The 20,009-nt window shown below is 74.7% G+C and carries 15 protein-coding genes; 7 read left to right on the top strand and 8 right to left on the bottom strand.

The window, feature by feature from the left end; translation table 11 throughout:
* Nucleotides 1–197: 197 nt before the first annotated feature.
* From ACFPCY_RS20895 to ACFPCY_RS20880, 4 genes are all read right to left on the bottom strand, one after another.
* Nucleotides 198–1,325, bottom strand: a complete 1,128-nt coding sequence (locus ACFPCY_RS20895) for a DUF58 domain-containing protein (RefSeq protein WP_378257587.1) — start codon at nt 1,323–1,325, stop codon at nt 198–200.
* 2 nt (nt 1,326–1,327) lie between these two features.
* Nucleotides 1,328–2,317 (bottom strand): AAA family ATPase, encoded by a 990-nt coding sequence (locus tag ACFPCY_RS20890; protein ID WP_378257586.1) that lies wholly within the window; start codon nt 2,315–2,317, stop codon nt 1,328–1,330.
* 19 nt (nt 2,318–2,336) lie between these two features.
* Nucleotides 2,337–4,442, bottom strand: a complete 2,106-nt coding sequence (locus ACFPCY_RS20885) for a fibronectin type III domain-containing protein (protein WP_378257584.1) — start codon at nt 4,440–4,442, stop codon at nt 2,337–2,339.
* 314 nt (nt 4,443–4,756) lie between these two features.
* Nucleotides 4,757–5,443 (bottom strand): hypothetical protein, encoded by a 687-nt coding sequence (locus ACFPCY_RS20880; RefSeq protein WP_378257582.1) that lies wholly within the window; start codon nt 5,441–5,443, stop codon nt 4,757–4,759.
* A gap of 166 nt (nt 5,444–5,609) precedes the next feature.
* Between ACFPCY_RS20880 and ACFPCY_RS20875 the strand changes: the two genes are divergently transcribed.
* Complete coding sequence (locus tag ACFPCY_RS20875; protein WP_378258431.1) at nt 5,610–6,320, top strand: M50 family metallopeptidase; 711 nt, start codon at nt 5,610–5,612, stop codon at nt 6,318–6,320.
* Between the two features lie 34 nt (nt 6,321–6,354).
* Here the strand turns inward: ACFPCY_RS20875 and ACFPCY_RS20870 are convergent, their stop codons facing one another.
* Nucleotides 6,355–7,491, bottom strand: a complete 1,137-nt coding sequence (locus ACFPCY_RS20870; protein WP_378257580.1) for a DmpA family aminopeptidase — start codon at nt 7,489–7,491, stop codon at nt 6,355–6,357.
* Nucleotides 7,488–8,153, bottom strand: a complete 666-nt coding sequence (locus ACFPCY_RS20865; RefSeq protein ID WP_378257578.1) for a TetR/AcrR family transcriptional regulator — start codon at nt 8,151–8,153, stop codon at nt 7,488–7,490. Before ACFPCY_RS20865 ends, ACFPCY_RS20870 begins: the two co-directional genes overlap by 4 nt.
* A 161-nt stretch (nt 8,154–8,314) precedes the next feature.
* On the opposite strand from ACFPCY_RS20865, the gene ACFPCY_RS20860 reads away from it, so the two are divergent.
* Nucleotides 8,315–9,862, top strand: a complete 1,548-nt coding sequence (locus tag ACFPCY_RS20860; RefSeq protein WP_378257576.1) for an APC family permease — start codon at nt 8,315–8,317, stop codon at nt 9,860–9,862.
* Here the strand turns inward: ACFPCY_RS20860 and ACFPCY_RS20855 are convergent.
* The gene (locus ACFPCY_RS20855; protein WP_378257574.1) at nt 9,840–10,988 is read right to left on the bottom strand and encodes a serine hydrolase domain-containing protein; all 1,149 of its coding nucleotides are present in this window, start codon (nt 10,986–10,988) and stop codon (nt 9,840–9,842) included. The genes ACFPCY_RS20860 and ACFPCY_RS20855 overlap by 23 nt on opposite strands.
* Before the next feature lie 471 nt (nt 10,989–11,459).
* Here ACFPCY_RS20855 and ACFPCY_RS20850 point away from each other — a divergent pair, with 471 nt between their 5' ends.
* From ACFPCY_RS20850 to ACFPCY_RS20830, 5 genes are read left to right on the top strand one after another with little or no spacing between them, the layout of a single operon-like run.
* A complete protein-coding gene (locus ACFPCY_RS20850; RefSeq protein WP_378257572.1) occupies nt 11,460–12,413 on the top strand; it encodes an SWIM zinc finger family protein in 954 nt (317 codons plus the stop codon).
* Nucleotides 12,410–13,996 (top strand): DUF5691 domain-containing protein, encoded by a 1,587-nt coding sequence (locus ACFPCY_RS20845; RefSeq protein WP_378257570.1) that lies wholly within the window; start codon nt 12,410–12,412, stop codon nt 13,994–13,996. Before ACFPCY_RS20850 ends, ACFPCY_RS20845 begins: the two co-directional genes overlap by 4 nt.
* 2 nt (nt 13,997–13,998) lie before the next feature.
* On the top strand, nt 13,999–15,081 hold the full coding sequence (locus tag ACFPCY_RS20840) for an ATP-binding protein (RefSeq protein ID WP_378258429.1): 1,083 nt from the start codon (nt 13,999–14,001) through the stop codon (nt 15,079–15,081).
* Complete coding sequence (locus ACFPCY_RS20835) at nt 15,078–17,420, top strand: DUF5682 family protein (RefSeq protein ID WP_378257568.1); 2,343 nt, start codon at nt 15,078–15,080, stop codon at nt 17,418–17,420. The genes ACFPCY_RS20840 and ACFPCY_RS20835 overlap by 4 nt, the downstream gene beginning before the upstream one ends.
* 28 nt (nt 17,421–17,448) lie before the next feature.
* Nucleotides 17,449–18,636 carry a VWA domain-containing protein gene (locus ACFPCY_RS20830; RefSeq protein WP_378257566.1) on the top strand — a complete coding sequence of 396 codons (1,188 nt, stop codon included), beginning with the start codon at nt 17,449–17,451 and terminating at the stop codon, nt 18,634–18,636.
* Between the two features lie 24 nt (nt 18,637–18,660).
* Here the strand turns inward: ACFPCY_RS20830 and ACFPCY_RS20825 are convergent, their stop codons facing one another.
* Nucleotides 18,661–19,974: a serine/threonine-protein kinase gene (locus ACFPCY_RS20825; protein WP_378257564.1), complete on the bottom strand. Its 1,314-nt coding sequence runs from the start codon at nt 19,972–19,974 to the stop codon at nt 18,661–18,663.
* Nucleotides 19,975–20,009 lie beyond the last annotated feature (35 nt).

Raw genomic sequence — 20,009 nt, 5'->3', positions numbered from 1 at the left:
GGCCCGTCCAGACACCTCAGCCCGCCCCGACGCATCGGCACGTCCATGCGCGCCGGACTGCCCGTAACCCCCAGACTGCCCAGCCGCATCAGGACGTCCGGACGCACCGGACCGGTCGGGCGCATTTCCCCGCCTGGGCGGGTTGGGACGGTCGGGCGCCGTTCCGGGGCGCGGCGTTTCGGACGGGGGCGTGTCGATCATCGGGCTCGCCATCCGGCGGCGAGGTCGTCCAGGGACGTCATGTCGATCACGTGGACGCCCGGCGGCACCGGGGCCGCGGACATCGGACGAACCCGGATGAGGACGACACGGTCGAACCGGTTCCGGACAGACGCGATGCGGCCCGGGTCGGGGGCGCCGCCGGGCGCCACGACGATCAGGGAGCCGCCCGCCGGGACGCGCCGGGCGGCGTCCACGGCCGAGCGCGGGGAGTCCTGGACGGCGACGCCGGTGAGCGCGTCGAGGAGGCGTTCGGCGTCCTCGGGGCCGCCGCGCGTGTGGGCGACCGGCCCGTCACCGGTGAGGACGCGGACCGGGAAGCGCTCGCCGGCGGCGTCCACGGCCACGCTCGCGGCGGCGTCCACGGCCAGCTCGAAGTCGTCGGGATCGGGCCAGAGGTCCGGCCGGGCGTCCAGGACGATCGCGGTCGTCGGGAGGCTGGCGTCCACGAGCTGCCGCACCATCAGCGTCCCCGTGCGGGCGGACGACTTCCAGTGGATGTGCCGCATCTCGTCCCCCACGACGTACTCGCGCAGCGCGTGGAACGTCGCCGTCCCGGCCGGGGACCGGTCGCTCGTCGGCCCCTCCAGATGGTGCGCCCGCCCGGACGGCAGGACCGACAACCGCACGGTCTTCGGCCTGACCAGAAGGGTTTCGGACGTCCCGTACTCGCGCACCCGCCGGGCCAGGTTCAGCGGGTCCGCCCGGACGAGCCGCAGCGGCCCGATCCGGATCTCGCCCCGCCGTCCGGTCGGCAGCCGGTACGTCACCGTCCTGCGGGCGCCGCGCCGCAGCGCCGGGACGGCCACGTCCACGGTCGTCGCGCCCGCCGCGTCCAGCGCGGACAGTCCCCGCACCGACCTGCCCCGGTTCGTCACCTTCAGCACCCCGACGGCGGGCTCGCCGCGCTCCACCTTCCGCGGCGCGATCTCCCGCGCGACCTCCAGGTTCGGGCCCGGCAGGATCCACAGCACGGCCGCGGCCACCGCGACCAGCCCCGCCACCGCCAGCGCCGCCGGTTCCGGATAGCCCAGCCACCAACCCGCCGCGTACAGCACCACGGCCGCGGCCGTCGCGCCCCGGCCGAGCGGGGTCAGCACCCGCACGCTCACACCCCGGCGGGCGCGGCCTGCGGCGTCGGGACGTTCGCCAGCGCCTCGCCGACCACGTCCGCCCCGGACCGTCCGCGCAGCTCGGCCTCCGGCGTCACGATCAGCCGGTGCGCGAGGACGGGCACCGCGAGCGACTTCACGTCCTCCGGCACCAGGTAGGCGCGCCCGGCCGCCGCCGCCCGCACCCGCGCCGCGCGCAGCAGCGCGAGGCTTGCCCGCGGACTCGCGCCGAGCCGCAGATCCGCGTGCTCGCGGGTCGAGGCGACCAGCCGCACCACGTAGTCCAGCAGCGGCGGCGCGACGTGCAGCCGCTGCGCGAAGTCCACCATCCGCGCCACGTCCCCGACGCCGACGACCACCGGAAGCCGGTCGATCGCCGCCCCGCTCGGCGCGCCCGCCAGCACCGCCACCTCGGACCGGTGGTCGGGGTACCCCATCGAGATCCGCATCAGGAACCGGTCGAGCTGCGCCTCGGGCAGCGGGTACGTGCCGTCCATGTCCACCGGGTTCTGCGTGGCCATGACCATGAACGGGCGCGGCACCGGATGCGGCGTCCCCTCGACGGTGACCCGCCGCTCCTCCATGACCTCCAGCAGCGCCGACTGCGTCTTCGGCGACCCGCGGTTGATCTCGTCCGCCACCACCAGGTTCGCGAAGATCGGCCCCGGGTGGAACTCGAACGCGTTCGCCCCCTGGTTGAAGATCGACACCCCGGTGATGTCGCTGGGCAGCAGGTCGGGGGTGAACTGGATCCGCGTCCACTTCGCCTCGACCGACGCCGAGATGGCCCGCGCGAGCGTGGTCTTCCCGACCCCCGGCACGTCCTCGACGAGCAGGTGCCCCTCACTCAGCAGGCACACCAGCGCGAGCTCGACCTTCTCCCGCTTCCCCCGGATCACCCGCTCCACGTTCGAGGCGAGCGCCCCGAACATCTGCGAGAACCTCCCCGCCAACGCCTCCGCATCCCGCACCTGTCCCCCGGTCATAGCTCCCCCCGTCGCCGCGTCAGTCCGAACACTCGTACACCGTGTCGTCAGGCTGGCGAGGCCCTTGCATCGACGTCACGCTGAGGTAGCCGACTCCGCCGTTCCACTTGATGCGGTCCCACCACGTGCTGGTCTCCCCGGTCTGATCCTCCCTGCGAGGCCCCCCGTTGACCATGCAGATGACCGTGATGGAAATGTACTGGCCTTTGAGGATTTTGCCGACCTCCCCGGAGTTCGCCGCCCCTGGCCGGACGATCGTGTTGGTTTGATCGTTGGCTTTGTTCTGGAAAGCCGGGTTCGGGTACGTGAGATCCAGCTTGGTCTTGATCGATCCTTGGCTGCTGCCCGCTCCGTTGAACGCGGTCAGCGTGAACTCGTACTGCTGGTTATTCGGCAGCCCGGTCACCGTGTAAGAGCTTCCGGTCACGTCGTTGTCGCTGGCCGAACTGCTCAGTCGGTAACCGGTGGCGCCCCGGGCCTCGGTCCAGGTGAACCGTCCCGTGTGGTTTCCGGGCTTGCCGACGAAATCGCCCGGCTTGCCGGGCGCCAGACAAGGGTGCGCCGTCTTGCTCGGCTCGGAGCGCAGCTCTGCGGGGTTGCCGTCCTTGTCTTTGTAGATGACGGCGACTTGAAAGGCGTATTCCCTCGCACAGTCGCCGCCTGTCGCGGTGAACTCGAACCTTGTGCTGTTCGCGGGAATCCTGGCCGGAGTGACGCGAAATCCCGCCGTTCCCTTCAGCGTATAGGCGATCGGCTTTCCGCCCGTGGACGCGTGGAAGCGCACCCGGATGCCGCCGTCCGTCGAAGAGACTTCCAAGTTGTACGGCGCGGATGGCGCGCCGGGCGGCGGGCTGGGGCTCTGGCTCGGACGGCGGTTGGGTGGGGCGGGGTGGTTGCCGCCGTGGTCGCCGGGGGAGCCGCCGTTGTTGTTGTTGCCGTCGCCGGTGCCGCCGGGGGCGGGCTTGGGGAGGGGGCGGCGGTTGCCGCCGGGGACCTTGTCGTCGTACTTCTTGATGGCCTTCTGGGCGCCGTTCGGGTCGAAGGCGTAGGCGGTGGCGCCGTCGGGGTCGTTGACCCAGAGCATGTGGTCGCGGACGGTCACGTCGAACGGGGTGCCGGGGCGGGACGCCTGGACGGGCCGCTCCCAGTCGTTGGTCTCCGTGTTGAAGATCATCAGCTGGCCGGCGGTGCGGTCGGGGAGGTAGACGCGGGGGCCGAGGATGTTCGGGGGCTCGTACTCGTGGCCGGGGACGCGCAGGGCGACCGAGCTGAGCTGGCCGACGCCGGAGTTCAGCAGGTAGAGCGAGCCGCCGTCGCCGAGCATCGGGACGGTCTGGCCGTCCGCGACGGGCGGGGTCTTCAGGCCGCCGGCGACGCGGGCGACCGCGCCGGGCAGGTTGATCTTCTGGGTGCCGTCCGGGCGGACGACCAGGGCCGTCGCGGACGTGGAGTCGGTGACGACCGGGATCCCCGCAGCGATGGTGAGGCCGAGCGCGTCGCCGGGTCGGCCGACCTGCACGGGCGCGCCCTGCTGGCCGGCGCGGACGGGAAACAGCTGGCCGGTCTTCGGGGCGGGGACCCAGAGGGTTCCGGCGGCGTCGATCCCGGCCTGGCCGAGGGGCAGCGGCAGCGTGAGCGCCGGGCCCATCCCGGCGAGGGAGACGGGGTCGATGCGCTGGACCGTCCCCTTGACCGCGTCGACCGAGTAGGCGGCGTTGCCGCCGACGACGACCTGGACGCCCGCGGTGCCGAGGTCGCGGCTGGTCCGGACGGTCAGCTGGGACGGGTCGATGCGGCTGACGACGCCGGTGTCGGTGTCGATGAGCAGCACCGTGGTGCCGTCCTGCACGACCTTGACGTGGTGCCCGCGCATCTGCGGGATCATGTTCGCCTTGCCGTCCACCTTCCCGGCGAGGCCGTTGGCGTGCACGACCATGCCCTTGGCGGTCGCGGTCAGCCAGGAGCCCACGTCGGACAGCCGGTAGCGGGCGCTGGCCGTGCCGATGCCGTAGACGATCGCGCTCACGGTGAGCACGCCGACGAGGGCGAAGGCGAGCTGCCCGGTCAGCCGGTCGCGGCGCAGCAGGCCGCGCAACGGCCCCCCGCGGGTTCGGTCCCCACTCAAACCCCGTCACCTCTCCGTCACGTCGCGGCACCCCCACCGTGACGTCCGAAAACACTGCCGATCGGCGCGAACGGCACCTTAGCGCCTGCGGACCCCACAACATAACGGCCTTTTCGCCCGTTCACCGGACGAACGTCGATACCGGAAGGGCCGGCCGGTCACGGACGCGGCGCAGGACGCGCGGTTCCGCAGGGGCGCGGACGGTCGGCCGACGGGCGGGGACGTCGAAGAAAGCGGCCAAGGCGACGGTCGCGGTTCTCGTCCTCGGCCGGACGGTCGGCTCCAGCCGCGGCGCGGGCGCGCTGCCGCTCGGGTCAGGCGGCGGGGGGCGTTCGGGAGGCGCGCAGGCGGGCGCCGCCGTATCCCGCCAGGCAGGCGACGAGGAGCGCGGTGAGCACCGCGAGCAGGGGGTTCACGAATCCGGGGACGGTGTCGGCGCCGCACGTGGTGTCGCTCAGCGGCAGGAGCGACTGCCCGCCGCCGCCGCGTCCGGACCACGCTTCGGAGAAACCGGGAGTGACGCGGCACACACCGTCCTTGACGTCGGCCATGTCCGCGTCGAAGTGGTCGAGGCCATAGCCGTAGGTGGCGGCGAGGGCCAGCGTCCAGGTCCAGGACATCCGCGCGAAGGTGCGCGGGGCGGTCACCCGGGACCGGCCCGCCCGGACGGACGCGACCACCATCAGCGCGGCGGCGGACGCGGCCAGCGGCCAGCCCGTCGACAGCAGCAGGATCCCGAGCAGCGCGCCGAGCGCGAGGTACCGGCTGTCGGCGGCGGCCAGCAGCGTCACCAGGACGACCAGCACGGCGACGGCCCCGATCCCGGCCCGGGCCAGGTCGCGCGACCGGCCCGACGACAGCATCGGGGCGAGGAACAGGGCGGCGAGCAGGCCCGGCACGCCGGCGAGGGCGATCGTGTTGACGGCCCCCTCGCCGTAGACGGCGCTCGACAGCGCCGCTCCCCCGGCGAACGTCAGGCCCGCGGCGATCCAGTACTTCACGGGACGACTTCACCCCATTGATCAACTTTTCGCAACGTCCGCCGCCGCGCGGCGCGGTCACCAAGATGTAACCGAACGCGGGGCTTACCCCCTACGTCCTACTCTTGGGCAGCGCGGACCGACGAGACCCGAGGTGGACGTGAACGACCAGGTGAGCATCGCCGACATGTTCGACCGGCTGACCGGCACCCAGCCGGCCCCGCCGTGGTGGCTGGTGGGGATCGCCGGCCTGGTGGCCCTGGCGGCGGTCGCGCACGGGCCGACCTGGCGGCTCGCGCGCAACGTGGTGACGATCGCGCACGAGGGCGGGCACGCCCTGGTGGCGCTGCTGACCGGGCGCAAGCTGGACGGCATCAAGCTGCACTCCGACACGTCCGGCGTGACGGTGTCGCGCGGCAAGCCGCACGGCCCCGGCATGGTGTTCACGGCGATGGCCGGGTACCTCACGCCGCCGCTGCTCGGGCTGCTGTTCGCCGCGCTGCTCGCGGGCGGGCGGATCACCCTGATGCTGTGGTTCTCGCTGCTGCTGCTCGCCGGGATGCTGGTGATGATCCGCAACGCCTACGGCGCGCTGTCGGTGATCCTCACCGGCGCGGTGGTGTTCGCGGTGTCCTGGTTCGGCGGCTCGACCGTCCAGGCGGTGTTCGGGTACCTGGCCGCCTGGTTCCTGCTGCTCGCGGGGGCGCGTCCGGTCGTGGAGCTCCAGCGGATGCGCACCCGCCGGATGGCGCCCAGCTCGGACGCCGACCAGCTCGCCCACCTCACCGGCGTGCCGGGACTGTTCTGGGTGACGGTGTTCGGGCTGGTCGCGCTGCTGTCGCTGGTGGCGGGCGGCGCGCTGCTCTTCCCGGACGGCGCGTCCACGCCCGGCGTCTAGCCCGGCATTTGGCCGGGCGTAGCCGGGCGTCCGGCTAGCGGACGAGGCGGGCGTCCAGCAGTTCGCGCAGCCGGTCCTGCGGGAGGGCCGGGGAGCGGTGGCCGTCGCGTCCGATCATGGTCTCGGCGGCGAAGAGCGCGTTCAGGACGGCCTCCTCGACGCCCTGCACGACGGCCTCGTAGAACGGGTCGATCCGGTTGCGCTGGACGTGCCGGAGGGTGTCGTAACCGGGCGTTCCGGTCGGGAAGCCGTCGGTCATCCGCCCCCGGTTGCCGGTGGAGAACGCGAGGAAGACGTCGCCCGAGGAGTGGTGGCCGACCGTCCCGGTGCGGGCGAGCCCGAGCGGGACACGGCGGGCGAGCGCCGTGCACTGCCCCGGCAGCAGCGGCGCGTCCGTGCCGACGACGACGATGACCGACCCCGCGCCGGGCAGGCCGAGCCAGTCGGTGTCGCCCATCGGGTCGTCGTCCGCGAGATCGTCGCCGACGTGCACGCCGCAGACGGTCAGCTCGCGCCGCGCGCCGAAGTTCGCCTGGACGAACACGCCGACCGTGTAGGTGTCCGGCCCGTACTCCACGGTCCGCGAGGACGTGCCGCTGCCGCCCTTGAAGCCGTAGCAGTTCATGCCGGTGCCGCCGCCGACCGATCCCTCGGCGACCGGGCCGCCGCGCGCCGCGTCGATCGCCGCGACGGCGTGCCCGGGCGTCACGTGCGGGCCGTCGATGTCGTTGAGGTAGCCGTCCCAGGTCTCGGCGACGACCGGAAGCATCCACTCGGCGCTCCGGCCGCCCCGCTCCCGGACGGCCCAGTCGATCACGCCGCGGTGGCACGGGCCGACGGCGTGCGTGTTGGTGATGAGCACCGGCAGGCCGAGCGTCCCGGACTCCGCGATCCAGTGCGCGCCGGTCATCTCGCCGTTGCCGTTCAGCGAGTAGATCCCGGCGGCGCACGGGTCGCCGTAGCCCGCGCGCCCGCGCGGGAGCAGCGCGGTGACGCCCGTCCTGACCGGTCCCTCGCCCACGCGCAGCGGACCGTCGCCGGAGATCAGGGTCGTGTACCCGACCTCCACGCCCGGCACGTCGGTGATGGCGTTGGACGGTCCGGGCGTCCCGCGCAACGGCAGGCCGAACTCGCGCGCTCGGACACGGGGCCGGGGTCCGGGACGGGTCACAGATCGTCCTCCATGTTCTCGAGTTCCGCGTTCGTGCTGCCGGAAGCCGCGAGGTCGGGGCTGGTGAGGTCGCAGTGGGTGGCGTCGGAGGCGTAGGCGAGGAGGAGGCCCAGCGCCGTCGCGGTGTCCACGGCGGGCACGGCGTTGACGATGTGCAGGCCGTAGCCGTCCTCCAGCGCGACGAGGTTGCGGGCGATCGTCGCGGCGTCGCGGTCGAGGCGGAAGACGCCGGTGGCGGCGCCGGCCTCCAGGATCGCGGCGTAGATCCCGGCCTGCCGCTCGAACAGGCGGATGTGGCCGGCGGCGTAGGCCGGGTCGCGGCGGGAGACGGTGCCGAGCTCGTAGAGCAGCACGCACAGCTCGTCGCCGGGACCGGTGGGCAGGCCGCTGCGCGCCATCGCCAGGAGCCGGCGCCGGGGGTCGGGCTCGCGGCGGACGGCGTCCTCGCGGGCCGCGCAGAAGCGGTCCACGGCCTCGCGCTGGACCTCGCGCAGCAGGTCGTCCAGGCTCGGGAAGTAGTACAGCAGCGAGCCGGGTGACATGCGGGCGCGCTCGGCGACGTCGCGCAGGCGCAGGTCCAGCATCCCGCGCTCGACGACCGCGCGCCGGGCCGCGGCGACGAGTTCGGCGCGGCGTTCGTGCGCCCTGCTGGGTCGGGGCATGACCGTCATTCTCTGAAGAAGATTCAAACAACGCAAATCACTCGCTGCGGGCGGACGGAGGACCGTTACCGAGCCGTGTCGCGGCGACGCCTTGACGCGGCGGCAGGGAATTCTTTGAATCACGTTCAAACAACGACGTCCGTCCCGAGCAGGGAGGCCCCATGGCCGCTTCGACGGTCCGTCCCGACGCCGGCGCGGGGCCGCCGTCCGCCCTGCGGCGGGGCCTGCGGACGTTCGGCACGCTGCTGATCGTCCTGTCCGCCACGACGCCCGCCTCGTCGGTGTTCGTCATCGCGCCCGGCGTGATCGGCCAGGCGGGGACCGGCGCGTTCTGGAGCTTCGCCGCGGCGGCCCTGGTCGGCGTGCTGATGGCGTTCGTGTACGCGGAGCTGGCCTCGGCCTACCCGCTGACCGGCGGCGAGTACGCGATCGTCGGACGCACCCTCGGCACGCTGCCCGGCTTCGTCCTGCTCGGGCTGCTCCTGGTCACCCAGGTGCTGATCGTCGCGGTGATCGCGCTCGGCGCGGGCACCTACCTCGGCGTGCTCGTGCACGGCGCGGACCCGCGGGTCGTCGCGGCCGTGACGATCGTCGCGGCGACCGTCGTCGCGGTCCTGGACATCAAGGTGAACGCGCTGGTCACCGGCGTCTTCCTCGCGATCGAGATGGCCGCGCTCGGCGTCCTCGCCGGGCTCGGCTTCGGGCACGTCGAGCGGCCGTTCACCGACCTGCTCGCGCACCCGGTCGTGGCGGCGGGCGGGTCCGGGGGCGGCGGGGGCGGGCTGACCGCCGCGTCCGCCGGGCTGATCGGCGCGGCCACCGCCGTCGCGATCTTCGCCTACAACGGGTACGGGTCGGCGGTCTACTTCGGCGAGGAGACCCACGACGCGCACCGCTCGATCGCCCGCGCGATCCTCTGGGCGCTCGGCATCACCGTCGCCGCCGAACTCGTCCCGGTGACCGCCGTGCTGCTCGGCGCGCCCGACCTCGGCGGGCTGTTCGCGTCGTCCAACATGATCGGCGACTTCGTGACGGCGCGCGGCGGCTCGGCGCTGGACACCGCGCTCAGCCTGGCGATCGCGCTCGCCATCCTGAACGCGGTGATCGCGATCGTGCTGCTCACCGCCCGGCTGCTGTTCAGCTCGGGCCGCGACGGCACCTGGTCGCCGCGCGTCGACCGGGGCCTGCGCGCGATCCATCCGCGCTTCGGGACGCCGTGGGTCGCGACCGTCCTGACGGGCGCGCTGAGCGCCGCCGCGTGCTTCGTCCCGGAACGGTTCCTGCTGGTCGTGACCGGCACGTCGCTGGTCGTCGTGTACGGGGCGCTCTGCCTGGCCGTCCTCGCCGGACGGCGCAACGGGACGACCGCGCACGCCGCGTACCGGATGCCGTGGTTCCCGCTCGCGCCGGTCGCGGCGCTCGCCGCGCTCGGCTACGTGATCTACCAGAACGCGCGGGACCCGGCCGTCGGACGGCCGAGCCTGCTGGTCACCGCGCTGGTGATGGCGGTGGCCGCGGCGTACTTCGTGCTGGTGCTGCGCCGCCGCGGCGGCTGGGTGCTGAAGGACGCGCCGGGCGACGGCGACGCGCCCGGCGGCCCTTCGGCCGAGTCGAATCCGGGTCCGGGGCCGGATTCGGATTCGGGTCCGGGGCCGGGGCCGGATTCGGGTCCGGGTTCGGGTTCGGCTAGCGGCACAGGGCCGCGTTGATCGCCTTGGTGATGTCGGCGCGGAAGGCGGGCTTCGCCTCCAGGGCCGGGCTCGACTGGTTGTAGGTGACGACGGCCTGGCGCCTGCCGTCCGCGCTGGTGTAGGACCAGGTGCGGTAGCCCGGCCAGCCGCCGTCGTGGCCCCACGCGAAGCCGCAGGACGTCTTGATCCGGGCGAGCCCCAGGCCGTAGTCCTCCTTCACCCAGTCGTCCACGACCGGACGCGTCGTCATCATCGCCTTCTGCACGCGCGCGGGCAGCAGCCTCCCGGTGACGAGGGCCCGCTGGAAGCGCGCCACGTCGTCCACGGTGGACACGATCCCGCCGGACGTCCAGCCGCTGGACGGGTTGATCATCGTGCTGACGTCGCCGTACTGGTCGAAGTAGCCGTGCACGTACGAGCCGTGGAAGCCGGTCCCGGACGTGGGCAGGAAGGTGTGCCGGAGCTTCAGCGGCGCGACGATCCGGCGCTGGAGCTCGACGCCGAACGGATGCCCCGTCGCCTTCTCGACGATCATCCCGGCGAGGACGTAGTTGGTGTTGGCGTAGTTCCACTTCGCGCCCGGCCTGCTCAGCGGAGCCTTCTCCTGGGCGATGTCCACCAGCTCGCGCGGCTTCCAGACGCGGGCCGGGTCCTGCCAGATCCGCTGGTCCTGGACGTACTCGTTCAACCCGGACGTCTGGGCGAGCAGCTGCCGGACGGTGATCTTCCGTCCGTCGTTGCCGTTGCGGGTCAGCACGCCGGGCAGCCGGCGCGCGACGGTGTCGTCCAGCGAGAGGCGGTGCTCGGCGACCAGTTGGAGCACGACGGCCGAGGTGAACGTCTTCGTCACGCTCGCGATACGGAACCGCAGCTCCGGGGTCATCTTCCGGTGCGTCTTCGTGTCGGCGTAACCGGCGGTGACGCGGGTGACGTCCTCGCCCTTGCGGGAGAGCGCGATGACGCCGGGCTGGCCGTCCTTGACGAGTTGGTCAGCGGCCTTCTGCAACGCGCTCGCCTTGGACGCGTGCGAGGCGGACGACGCCGTCACCGCGGATGAGGCCGTGGCCATCGCCGGGACGGCGGCGGCGGTCAGAGCCGCGGTGGCGAGGGAGGCGGCGGCGATGCGCTGAACGTTGTTCTTCATGTCGATCAGCTTGCCGACCGGCGCATTCCCGCCCCATGGGCCTGGACACCGAGCGCCGGGTGTACCTACCTACACCTGTCCACCCGCTGTCCGTAGACGGCCACGCGCTCGCGCGCGCGGGCGTCCGGACGGACCATGGGCCATGGCCGCGAAGAAGCTCGACCGAGGGTCCTACCACCGCAAGCGCAAGGCCCGCACACGCGCGCGCAGGCACCGCAGCCGTCCGACCGTCGGCAAGGGCAAGGGCCGCTGACGCCGGTGGCCAGCGCCGCAGACGCCGGTGGCCAGCGCCGCAGACGCCGGTGGCCGGCGCCGCAGACGCCGGCGGCAAGGGCCGCAGACGCTGAAGGCGAGGTCATCGACGCTTAGGCGAGGCCGCTGACGGGCCTGCTCAGAAGGCGCTGACCGGTACTTCTGACGGGCTGTCGGGAACGCCGGAGATTGTCGTACCCGGCGGATAGTTTCGACGGTGTGAGCGAGGGATCGAACGCGGGTGGGCGCGGGCGCGATCCGCGCACCGCCGAGCGGCGCGAGCGGCGGGTGGACGACGGCCTCGCCGAGCTCGACCAGTGGCTGCGCGACCAGGTCGCGCAGGGGCTGGCGCGGGCCGAGCGGGCGCCGTACCGGCTGTGGGACGACGCGTCCCGGCGGCTGGTCGACGCGTCCGCCGGGCCGCTGGCCGCGCAGGTGAAGGCGCTCGCCGCCGTGCCGCGCCGCGCGGGCTGGCCCGACCGGCTGCTCGCCGAGTACGCGCTGCTGCGGCTGCTCGTGCGCGCCCATCAGCATCGCGGCGCGCTGCCACCGCGCCTGCGCGAGATCGTGCGCGCGCGTGTCGGCTTCACCGTGCCGCACGACGACGTCCTCGCCCGCGGCGAGCGCGTCCGCGACACGTGGTGCGTGATCGGCTCGCGCGACTCCACGCTCGACCAGCTCACCACCCGCCGCGTCTGGCTGCGCGGCGCGACGAGCGGCCGGTCGGCGCTGGTGCTGTCGTTCGCGGCCCGGGGCCGTCCGCTGGACGCGTCGCTGACCGTCGGCACCGGGGTGGACGCCGTCCTCGCGTTCTACCCCGACGACCTGCGCGCGCTCGTCGCCAAGCGCGCCGAGCGCGCGGCCCCGCGAACGGCGCCGAGCGGCACGTCCGTGCGCGGCATGCTGGACGAGTACGCCGCCGCGCTCGCGGACGACCCGTGGCTCGACCGCTGGCCCGCCGCGCTCGCGGCGGTCCGTCCGGCCCGTGACGAGCGCGGTGACCTGCACGTCCTCGACGGGGCGGGCGACGCGCTCCCGGTCCGGACGGGCGACCCGTGGCCGCTGCTGGCGGTGTCGGGCGGCGGCCCGGTCACGCTGTCCGGCGAATGGACCCCGGAGGGCCTGCATCCGCTCGCCCTCTGGCATCCCGAAGAGGGGGTCGTGCTGCTGTGAGCACCTGGCAGGACCACGTCAGCGCCGCCCTTCTGGGCACCGATCGCCGCCCCCCGCCCCCGGCTCCCGCGACACCCGCCGCGCACGCCTCCCATGAGACAGGCGGTGCGGCGGAGGCGGATCCGGCGCGGCGGTTGCTCGATCAGGCGGCGGTGCTGGCGGTGCGGCGGCGGGCCGGGTTCCTGCCGCGCCGGGACGGTGTGGAGGCGGTCGCCGCCGCGCCGGACGAGGAGCTGCCCGCCGTGCCGCGGGCGGCGGCGCGGCGGCTCACCCGCATCCTGGCCGGTGAGCAGGTCAAGGTTCTGCCCGAGTGGCTGGACGCGGCGGCGCGCGGCGGTTGGCGTGTGCCCGCGCGGCTGCTGCCCGAACTGCTGGAGAAGGGACGCGGCGACCGCGTGCTGCGTCCGGCGATCGCGCGCGCGGCCGGGCACCGCGGCGTGTGGCTGGCGCTGCGGAACACCGACTGGGCGTACCTGGTCGGAGCCGGGGACGATCCGGGCGGCGGCGACGAGGTGTGGGAGACCGGCACGCGGCAGCAGCGCGTCGCGTTCCTCACGCGCCTGCGCGGGAGCGACCCGGCGGAGGCGCGCGAGACGCTCGGCGCGGTGTGGGCGAAGGAGGCAGCGCCCGACCGCGCGGCGTTCCTCGGCACGTTCGCCCGCGGCCTGTCCATGGACGACGAGGACTTCCTCGAAGCGGCGCTCGAAGACCGCGGCAAGGACGTCCGGCAGCTCGCGTCCGACCTGCTCGCCCGGCTTCCCGGCTCCGCCTACGGCAGGCGGATGGCCGCGCGCGCCCGCGCGTGCCTGCGCGCCGAGACCCGGACCGTCCGGGAGCGGCGGCAGACGTGGATCGTCGTCGAGCCGCCCGAGACGCACGACGAGGACCTCGCCCGCGACGGCGTCCCGTTCCATCCGAGCGGCTCGTTCGCGCCGGCGGGCGCGGGCGGCGGGCCGGTCGGCACGCGCGCGGCGTGGCTGCGCGAGATCCTCGCGCGCACGCCCCTGTCCACCTGGACCTCGCTGTTCGCCCTGCCGCCGATGGAGGTCGTCTGCCTGCCGATCACCGACGCGGCGGGCGACTCCGGACGCGCCGCCCGCGACGTCCACATCGGCTGGGCGCGGGCCGCGCTGCGCCAGCGCGACCCGGCGTGGGCGCGGGCGCTGCTGAAGGGCGGCGTCGTCGTGGACGAGCCGGACGCCCTCGCCGACCTCCTGACCGTCCTGCCGGCCGAGGAGCGCGAGGGCGCGGCGGCCGGGCTGATCCGCTGGGTCGCGGGCGGCCCCGAGCTGCCGCGCGTGCTGGAACGCGTCCCCGGCCCGTGGACGGGCGAGCTCGCCGACGCGGTCGTCGCGACGCTCTCGACCGCCGCCGACCGGCAGACCCACCGGCACGAGCACACCCTCACCCAGCTGTGCCGGCTCGCCGACCAGCGCCTCTCCCCCGGCTTCGCGCCGCGCGTCCGCGCCCTGGCCGAGCGGTACCTGGCCGCCGACCCGGGCGGGGTGGCGGGCGCCGTCCTCACCGAACTCACCGACACCCTGCGGTTCCGCGCCGAGATGCTGAAGGAGCTCCATCCGTGACCGTGCCCGACGAGGTCCTCCGTCCGCACGCCGAGCAGGAGTACGCCCGCGAGCTCGCGCTGCTCGCCGAGCACGACGACCGGCCGCGCCCGCCCGGCTGGCGGCTGTCGCCGTGGGCCGTGACGACGTACCTGCTCGGCGGCGCGCTGCCGGACGGAACGGAGATCTCACCCAAGTACATCGGCCCGCGCCGCCTCGTCGAGGTCGCCGTCGCGACCCTCGCGACCGACCGGGCGCTGCTGCTGCTCGGCGTCCCCGGCACGGCCAAGACGTGGATGTCGGAGCACCTGGCGGCGGCGATCTCCGGCGACTCGACGCTGCTGGTCCAGGGCACGGCCGGAACGCCGGAGGAGGCCGTCCGGTACGGGTGGAACTACGCGCGGCTGCTCGCCGAGGGGCCGTCCGAGCGGGCGCTGGTGGAGAGCCCGCTCATGCGCGCGATGCGGCGCGGCATGGTCGCGCGCGTCGAGGAGCTGACCCGCATGCCCGGCGACGTCCAGGACACGCTGATCACGCTGCTGTCGGAGAAGACGCTGCCGGTGCCGGAGCTGAACACCGAGGTGCAGGCGCGGCGCGGGTTCACCGTGATCGCGACGGCCAACGACCGCGACCGGGGCGTCAACGAGCTGTCGTCCGCGCTGCGCCGCCGGTTCAACACCGTCGTGCTGCCGCTGCCGGAGTCCGAGGCGGACGAGGTCGAGATCGTCGCGCGCCGGGTCGAGCGGCTCGGCCGCGCGCTGGAACTGCCCGAGGCCCCCGCCGGGCTGGAGGAGATCCGCCGCGTCGTCACGGTCTTCCGCGAGCTGCGCGCCGGGGTCACCGGCGACGGGCGGACGAAGCTGAAGTCGCCGTCCGGCACGCTCAGCACCGCCGAGGCGATCTCGGTCGTGACCAGCGGCCTCGCCCTCGCCGCGCACTTCGGCGACGGCGTGCTGCGCGCGCCGGACGTCGCGGGCGGCATCGTCGGCGCCGTCGTCCAGGACCCGGCGTCCGACCGCGTCGTCTGGCAGGAGTATCTGGAGACCGTCGTCCGCGAGCGTCCGGACTGGGCCGACTTCTACCGCGCCTGCCGGGAGGTCTCTTGACGACCACCCCGCCCCACGAACCACCACCCGACGCCGCGGAGGGTGGGGTGCGGGTCGAGGTGTACGGGATCCGGCACCACGGGCCGGGGTCGGCGCGGGCCGTCCGGCGGGCGCTGGAGGAGTTCCGGCCGGACGCGGTGCTGATCGAGGGGCCGCCCGAGGCCGACGCGATCGTCGACCTCGCCGCCGATCCCGGCATGGTGCCTCCGGTGGCGCTGCTGGCCTACGCGCCCGGCGAGCCGCCCCTGCCCGGCGACGACGGCGCGTCCGGGTCGGACCGGCGGGCCGCGTTCTGGCCGTTCGCCGAGTTCAGCCCGGAGTGGCAGGCCGTCCGGTACGCGCTGGACGAGGGCGTCGCCGTCCGCTTCTGTGATCTCCCTGCTGCGAACCAGCTCGTCCCGCCGAGCCCGCCCGACGACCACGAACACGACCACGGCGACGAGCGCGAGGACGGCGACGAGGCCCGGGAGGGGATCCGGCTTGATCCGCTGGGGTGGCTCGCCCGGGCGGCCGGGTACGAGGACGCCGAGCGCTGGTGGGACGACGTCGTCGAGCACCGCGACGGCGGGCCCTCGCCGTTCCCGGCGATCGCGGAGGCGATGGCCGAGCTGCGTGAGCGCGTCGCGGACGAGCCGTCCGTGAAGGGCCTGCCGCCGGGGTATCTCCTGCGGGAGGAGCAGCGTGAGGCGGCCATGCGCCGGACGGTGCGGCGCGCGCTCAAGGACGGTTTCGAGCGGGTCGCGGTGGTGTGCGGGGCGTGGCACGTCCCGGCGATCCTGGCGAAGGTGCCGGCGGCGCGCGACGACCAGACGTTGCGCGGGCTGCCGAAGGCGAAGGTCTCGATGACGTGGGTCCCGTGGACGCACGGACGGCTCGCCGAACGGTCCGGGTACGGCGCCGGGGTGCGGTCGCCGGGCTGGTACGCGCACCTGTTCGCGGCTCCGGACCGTCCGGTCGAGCGGTGGCTGACGGACGCCGCGCGGATCCTGCGCCAGGAGGACCTGCACGTCTCGTCCGCGCACGTGATCGAGGCGGTGCGGCTGGCGGAGGCGCTGGCGGCGCTGCGCGGCCGTCCGCTCGCCGGGCTGGACGAGGTGACCGAGGCGGCCCGCGCGGTGCTGTGCGAGGGCGCCGACCTGCCGGTCGAGCTGATCCGGCGGCGGATGGCCGTCGGCGAGCGGCTCGGGTCCGTCCCCGACGACACGCCGATGGTGCCGCTCCAGCGGGACCTCGCGGACCGGCAGCGGCGGCTGCGGCTCGCGCCGTCCGCCGACGCGCGGGAGCTGGAACTCGACCTGCGCCGCGACCTCGACCTCGCGCGCAGCCGCCTGCTGCACCGGCTGCGGCTGCTGGAGGTCGACTGGGGCGTCCCGGCGGAGAGCCGCGGCAGGGGGACGTTCCGGGAGACGTGGACGCTGTGCTGGCGTCCGGAGTTCGACGTGGAGCTGATCGAGGCGAGCGCGTGGGGCACGACGGTCGCGGGCGCGTCCGCCGCCCGCGCGACCGCGATGGCGGCGGAGGCGGAGTCGCTCGCGGAGCTGACCGCCGTGGTCGAGCGCTGCCTGCTCGCCGACCTGGCCGAGGCGCTGCCCGCCGTGATGGGGACGCTCGCCGACCGCGCCGCCCTCGACGGCGACGTCGCGCACCTCATGGACGCGCTGCCCGCCCTCGTCCGCGCGCTGCGCTACGGCGACGTGCGCGGCACGGGCACCGGCCCGCTCCGCACGGTCGTGGACGGCCTGGTCGTGCGGGTGTGCGTCGGGCTCGTCCCGGCGTCGCGCGGCCTCGACGACGACGCGGCGCGCGCCCTGCTCGGACGGCTCGACCGGGCGCACTCGGCGCTCGCGCTGCTCGACGACGCCGCGCACACCGCCCGCTGGCACACCACGCTCGCCGCCCTCGTCGACCGCGACGACCTGCACGGACTGCTCGGAGGGCGGCTCACCCGGCTGCTGTTCGACGTGGGCATCCTCACCGACGTGCCCGACCGGATGGCGCGCGCGGTGTCGGCCGGGGTCGCGCCCGCGCGCGCCGCCGCGTGGGTCGAGGGCTTCCTGTCGGAGGGCGGGCTCGTGCTCGTCCACGACGACGTGCTGCTCCGGCTCGTGGACGGCTGGATCGCGGCGCTCCCCGCCGACGCGTTCACCAGCGTCCTGCCGCTGCTGCGCCGCGCGTTCGGCGAGTTCGCGGCGGCCGAGCGGCGCGCGATCGGCGACCGCGTCCGGCACCTGGACGCCGCGCCCTCGGCCCGGCGCGGCGACGACCCGATCGATCCCGTCCGGGCCGCGCCCGCGACGGCGACCGTCCTGCGCATCCTCGACCCGGAGGCCCGACCTTGAGCCAACCGACCGAACCGGAGGCCCGGCCTTGAGCCAACCGACCGACCCGACGGACGCGGAACGGCTGCGGCGCTGGCGGCTGGTGCTCGGCGGCGACGCCGCCGACGGCACCGGCGTGGCGCTGACCGGCGACGACGCGCGCATGGACGGCGCGCTCGCCAAGCTCTACGGCACCGGCGAGGGCGGCGGCCGGTCGCGGCCGGGACGGCGCGGCGCGGGCCTCGGCGACTCCGCGCCGTCCGTCGCGCGCTGGCTCGGCGACATCCGGGCGTACTTCCCGTCCTCGGTCGTCCAGGTCATGCAGAAGGACGCGATCGAGCGGCTCGACCTCGCCCGGCTGCTCCTCGAACCGGAGATGCTGGACGCGGTCGAACCGGACATCCACCTGGTCGGGACGCTGCTGTCGCTCAACCGGGTGCTGCCGGACCGGGCCCGCGAGTCGGCGCGGACGGTGGTCCGCGCGCTGGTCCGGGAGCTGGAGCGGCGGTTCGCCGAGCGCACCCGGTCGGCGGTCGGCGGCGCGCTCGACCGGGCCGCGCGGTCGGTGCGTCCGCGCCGTCCGTCCGAGGTCGACTGGGACCGGACGATCCGCGCGAACCTGCGGCACTACCAGCCGGACCGGGGCACGCTCGTCCCGCAGCGGCTGGTCGGGCACGGACGGCGCGGACGGGCCGTCCGGCGCGACGTGATCCTCTGCGTCGACCAGTCGGGCTCGATGGCGGCGTCCGTCGTCTACGCGAGCGTGTTCGGGGCCGTCCTGGCGTCGATGCGGTCGCTGCGCACCTCGCTCGTCGCGTTCGACACCTCGGTCGTCGACCTCACCCACCAGCTGCACGACCCGGTCGAGCTGCTGTTCGGCACCCAGCTCGGCGGCGGCACCGACGTCAACCGGGCGCTCGCCTACTGCCAGACGCTGGTGTCGCGGCCGAACGACACCGTCCTGGTGCTGGTCACCGACCTGTACGAGGGCGGCGTCCGGGACGAGATGCTCCGCCGCGCCGCCGCCCTGACCGGCGCGGGCGTCCGCGTGATCGTGCTGCTGGCGCTGTCGGACGAGGGCGCGCCGTCCTACGACCACGACAACGCCGCCGCGCTCGCGGCCCTCGGCATCCCGGCGTTCGCCTGCACCCCCGACGCCTTCCCCGACCTGATGGCCGCCGCCCTGGAAGGCCGCGATCCGACGTCCCTGGCCGAAACCGCCACCCCGCCCGCCTAGCCTCGCCCGCCTAACCCCGCCCGCCTAGCCTCGCTCATCTGCCCCCCGCCCACGCCGGCGGTCGCGGGCCGCCCAGAGCAGGAGGAGCGCGACGAGCGCGGACAGCGCCGCCTGCATGACCAGGGCGGGTGCCCGCACCGGGACGCGGAGGCTCCACGCGCCCCACAGCGCGACCCGGGCGATCCGGGCGGCGACGACCGTCCAGAGCGCGCCGCGCACGCCGCGCCAGGCGGGCACGACCGCCACGAACGTCACGACGGCGAGGACCCCGAACGACGCGGCGGCCCCGACCAGTAGCTCTCCGGGACGTCCGGCGGTGAGATCCGGACGGGCGACGAGCAGCGCGAGGGCCGTCACGTCGAGAGCGGCGAGGGCGCAGGCCAGGCACAGCCCGGCGGCGAGCGCCGGCGAACGCCGTCTCCTGGCGTCCGACCGAGGCGGCGGGCCGGTTTCGGGTGAGGTGACCGGCGAGCCCAGCAGGCCGAGCAGGATCGCCTCGGCGCTCGGACGATCCTTCGAGTCCTTGGCCAGGCAGGCGGCAGTGGGCCCGGCGAGGTGCGGCGGAAGCGCCGAGAGGTCGGGCGTCTCGTGCACGATCCGGTACAGGACGGCCGGGATGGGGCCGCTGCCGAACGGATCCTCGCCGGTCGCGGCGAACAATAGGGTCGCGGCCCAGCAGAACAGATCGGCGGCCGGGCCGACCGGCCCGCCCGTGACCTGCTCCGGCGCCATGTAGGCAGGCGTCCCCACGAGCGTCCCGGTCGTCGTGGCCACCTGTTGAGCAGCGCCGGACGCGGAAGGCACAGCGGACGGCACAGCGGAGGGCGCGGTGGGGAGGTCCAGGGCTCGGGCGATGCCGAAGTCGATCACGCGGGGGCCGTCGGGAGCGAGCAGGATGTTGCGCGGGTTCAGGTCGCGGTGGACGATTCCGGCGCGGTGGACGGCGGCGAGGGCGGTGATCGAGCTGACGGCCAGGCGGTCGAGGTCGGTGCCGCGGCGGGGGCCGTGCTCGGTGACCAGGTCGCGCAGCGACGGGCCCGGAACGTACTCGCTGACGATGTAGGGGCGGTCGTCCCGGACGCCGGCGCCGAGGAAGCGGGCCGTGCAGAATCCCGCGACGCGCGGCAGTACCGCCACCTCCCGGACGAACCGGGCGTGCGCGGCGGGGTCGTCGAGCAGGCCCTCGTGCAGCAGCTTCACCGCGGCGAGCCCGTCCGGGCCCTCGCCGAGGTAGACCACGCCCTGCGCGCCGGAGCCGAGGCGGCCGACCAGCCGGTGCCCGCCGAGCCGGTCGGGATCCGTGGAAAGCAGGGGAAACGGGGTTTTCGGAACGGCCATCGCGCGGACTCCCGGTAACAGAACCACGACCATTC

This window comes from Actinomadura gamaensis, from assembly GCF_042652125.1.
GTDB lineage: Bacteria > Actinomycetota > Actinomycetes > Streptosporangiales > Streptosporangiaceae > Spirillospora > Spirillospora gamaensis.
This window is presented reverse-complemented; position numbering and strand designations above follow the sequence as displayed.

Bases quoted from the DNA above. Each gene is read 5' to 3' on its own strand.
- ACFPCY_RS20890 (WP_378257586.1), bottom strand. From the start codon at position 2,317: ATGACCGGGGGACAGGTGCGGGATGCGGAGGCGTTGGCGGGGAGGTTC.
- ACFPCY_RS20875 (WP_378258431.1), top strand. From the start codon at position 5,610: ATGTTCGACCGGCTGACCGGCACCCAGCCGGCCCCGCCGTGGTGGCTG.
- ACFPCY_RS20865 (WP_378257578.1), bottom strand. From the start codon at position 8,153: ATGCCCCGACCCAGCAGGGCGCACGAACGCCGCGCCGAACTCGTCGCC.
- ACFPCY_RS20860 (WP_378257576.1), top strand. From the start codon at position 8,315: ATGGCCGCTTCGACGGTCCGTCCCGACGCCGGCGCGGGGCCGCCGTCC.
- ACFPCY_RS20855 (WP_378257574.1), bottom strand. From the start codon at position 10,988: ATGAAGAACAACGTTCAGCGCATCGCCGCCGCCTCCCTCGCCACCGCG.
- ACFPCY_RS20825 (WP_378257564.1), bottom strand. From the start codon at position 19,974: ATGGCCGTTCCGAAAACCCCGTTTCCCCTGCTTTCCACGGATCCCGAC.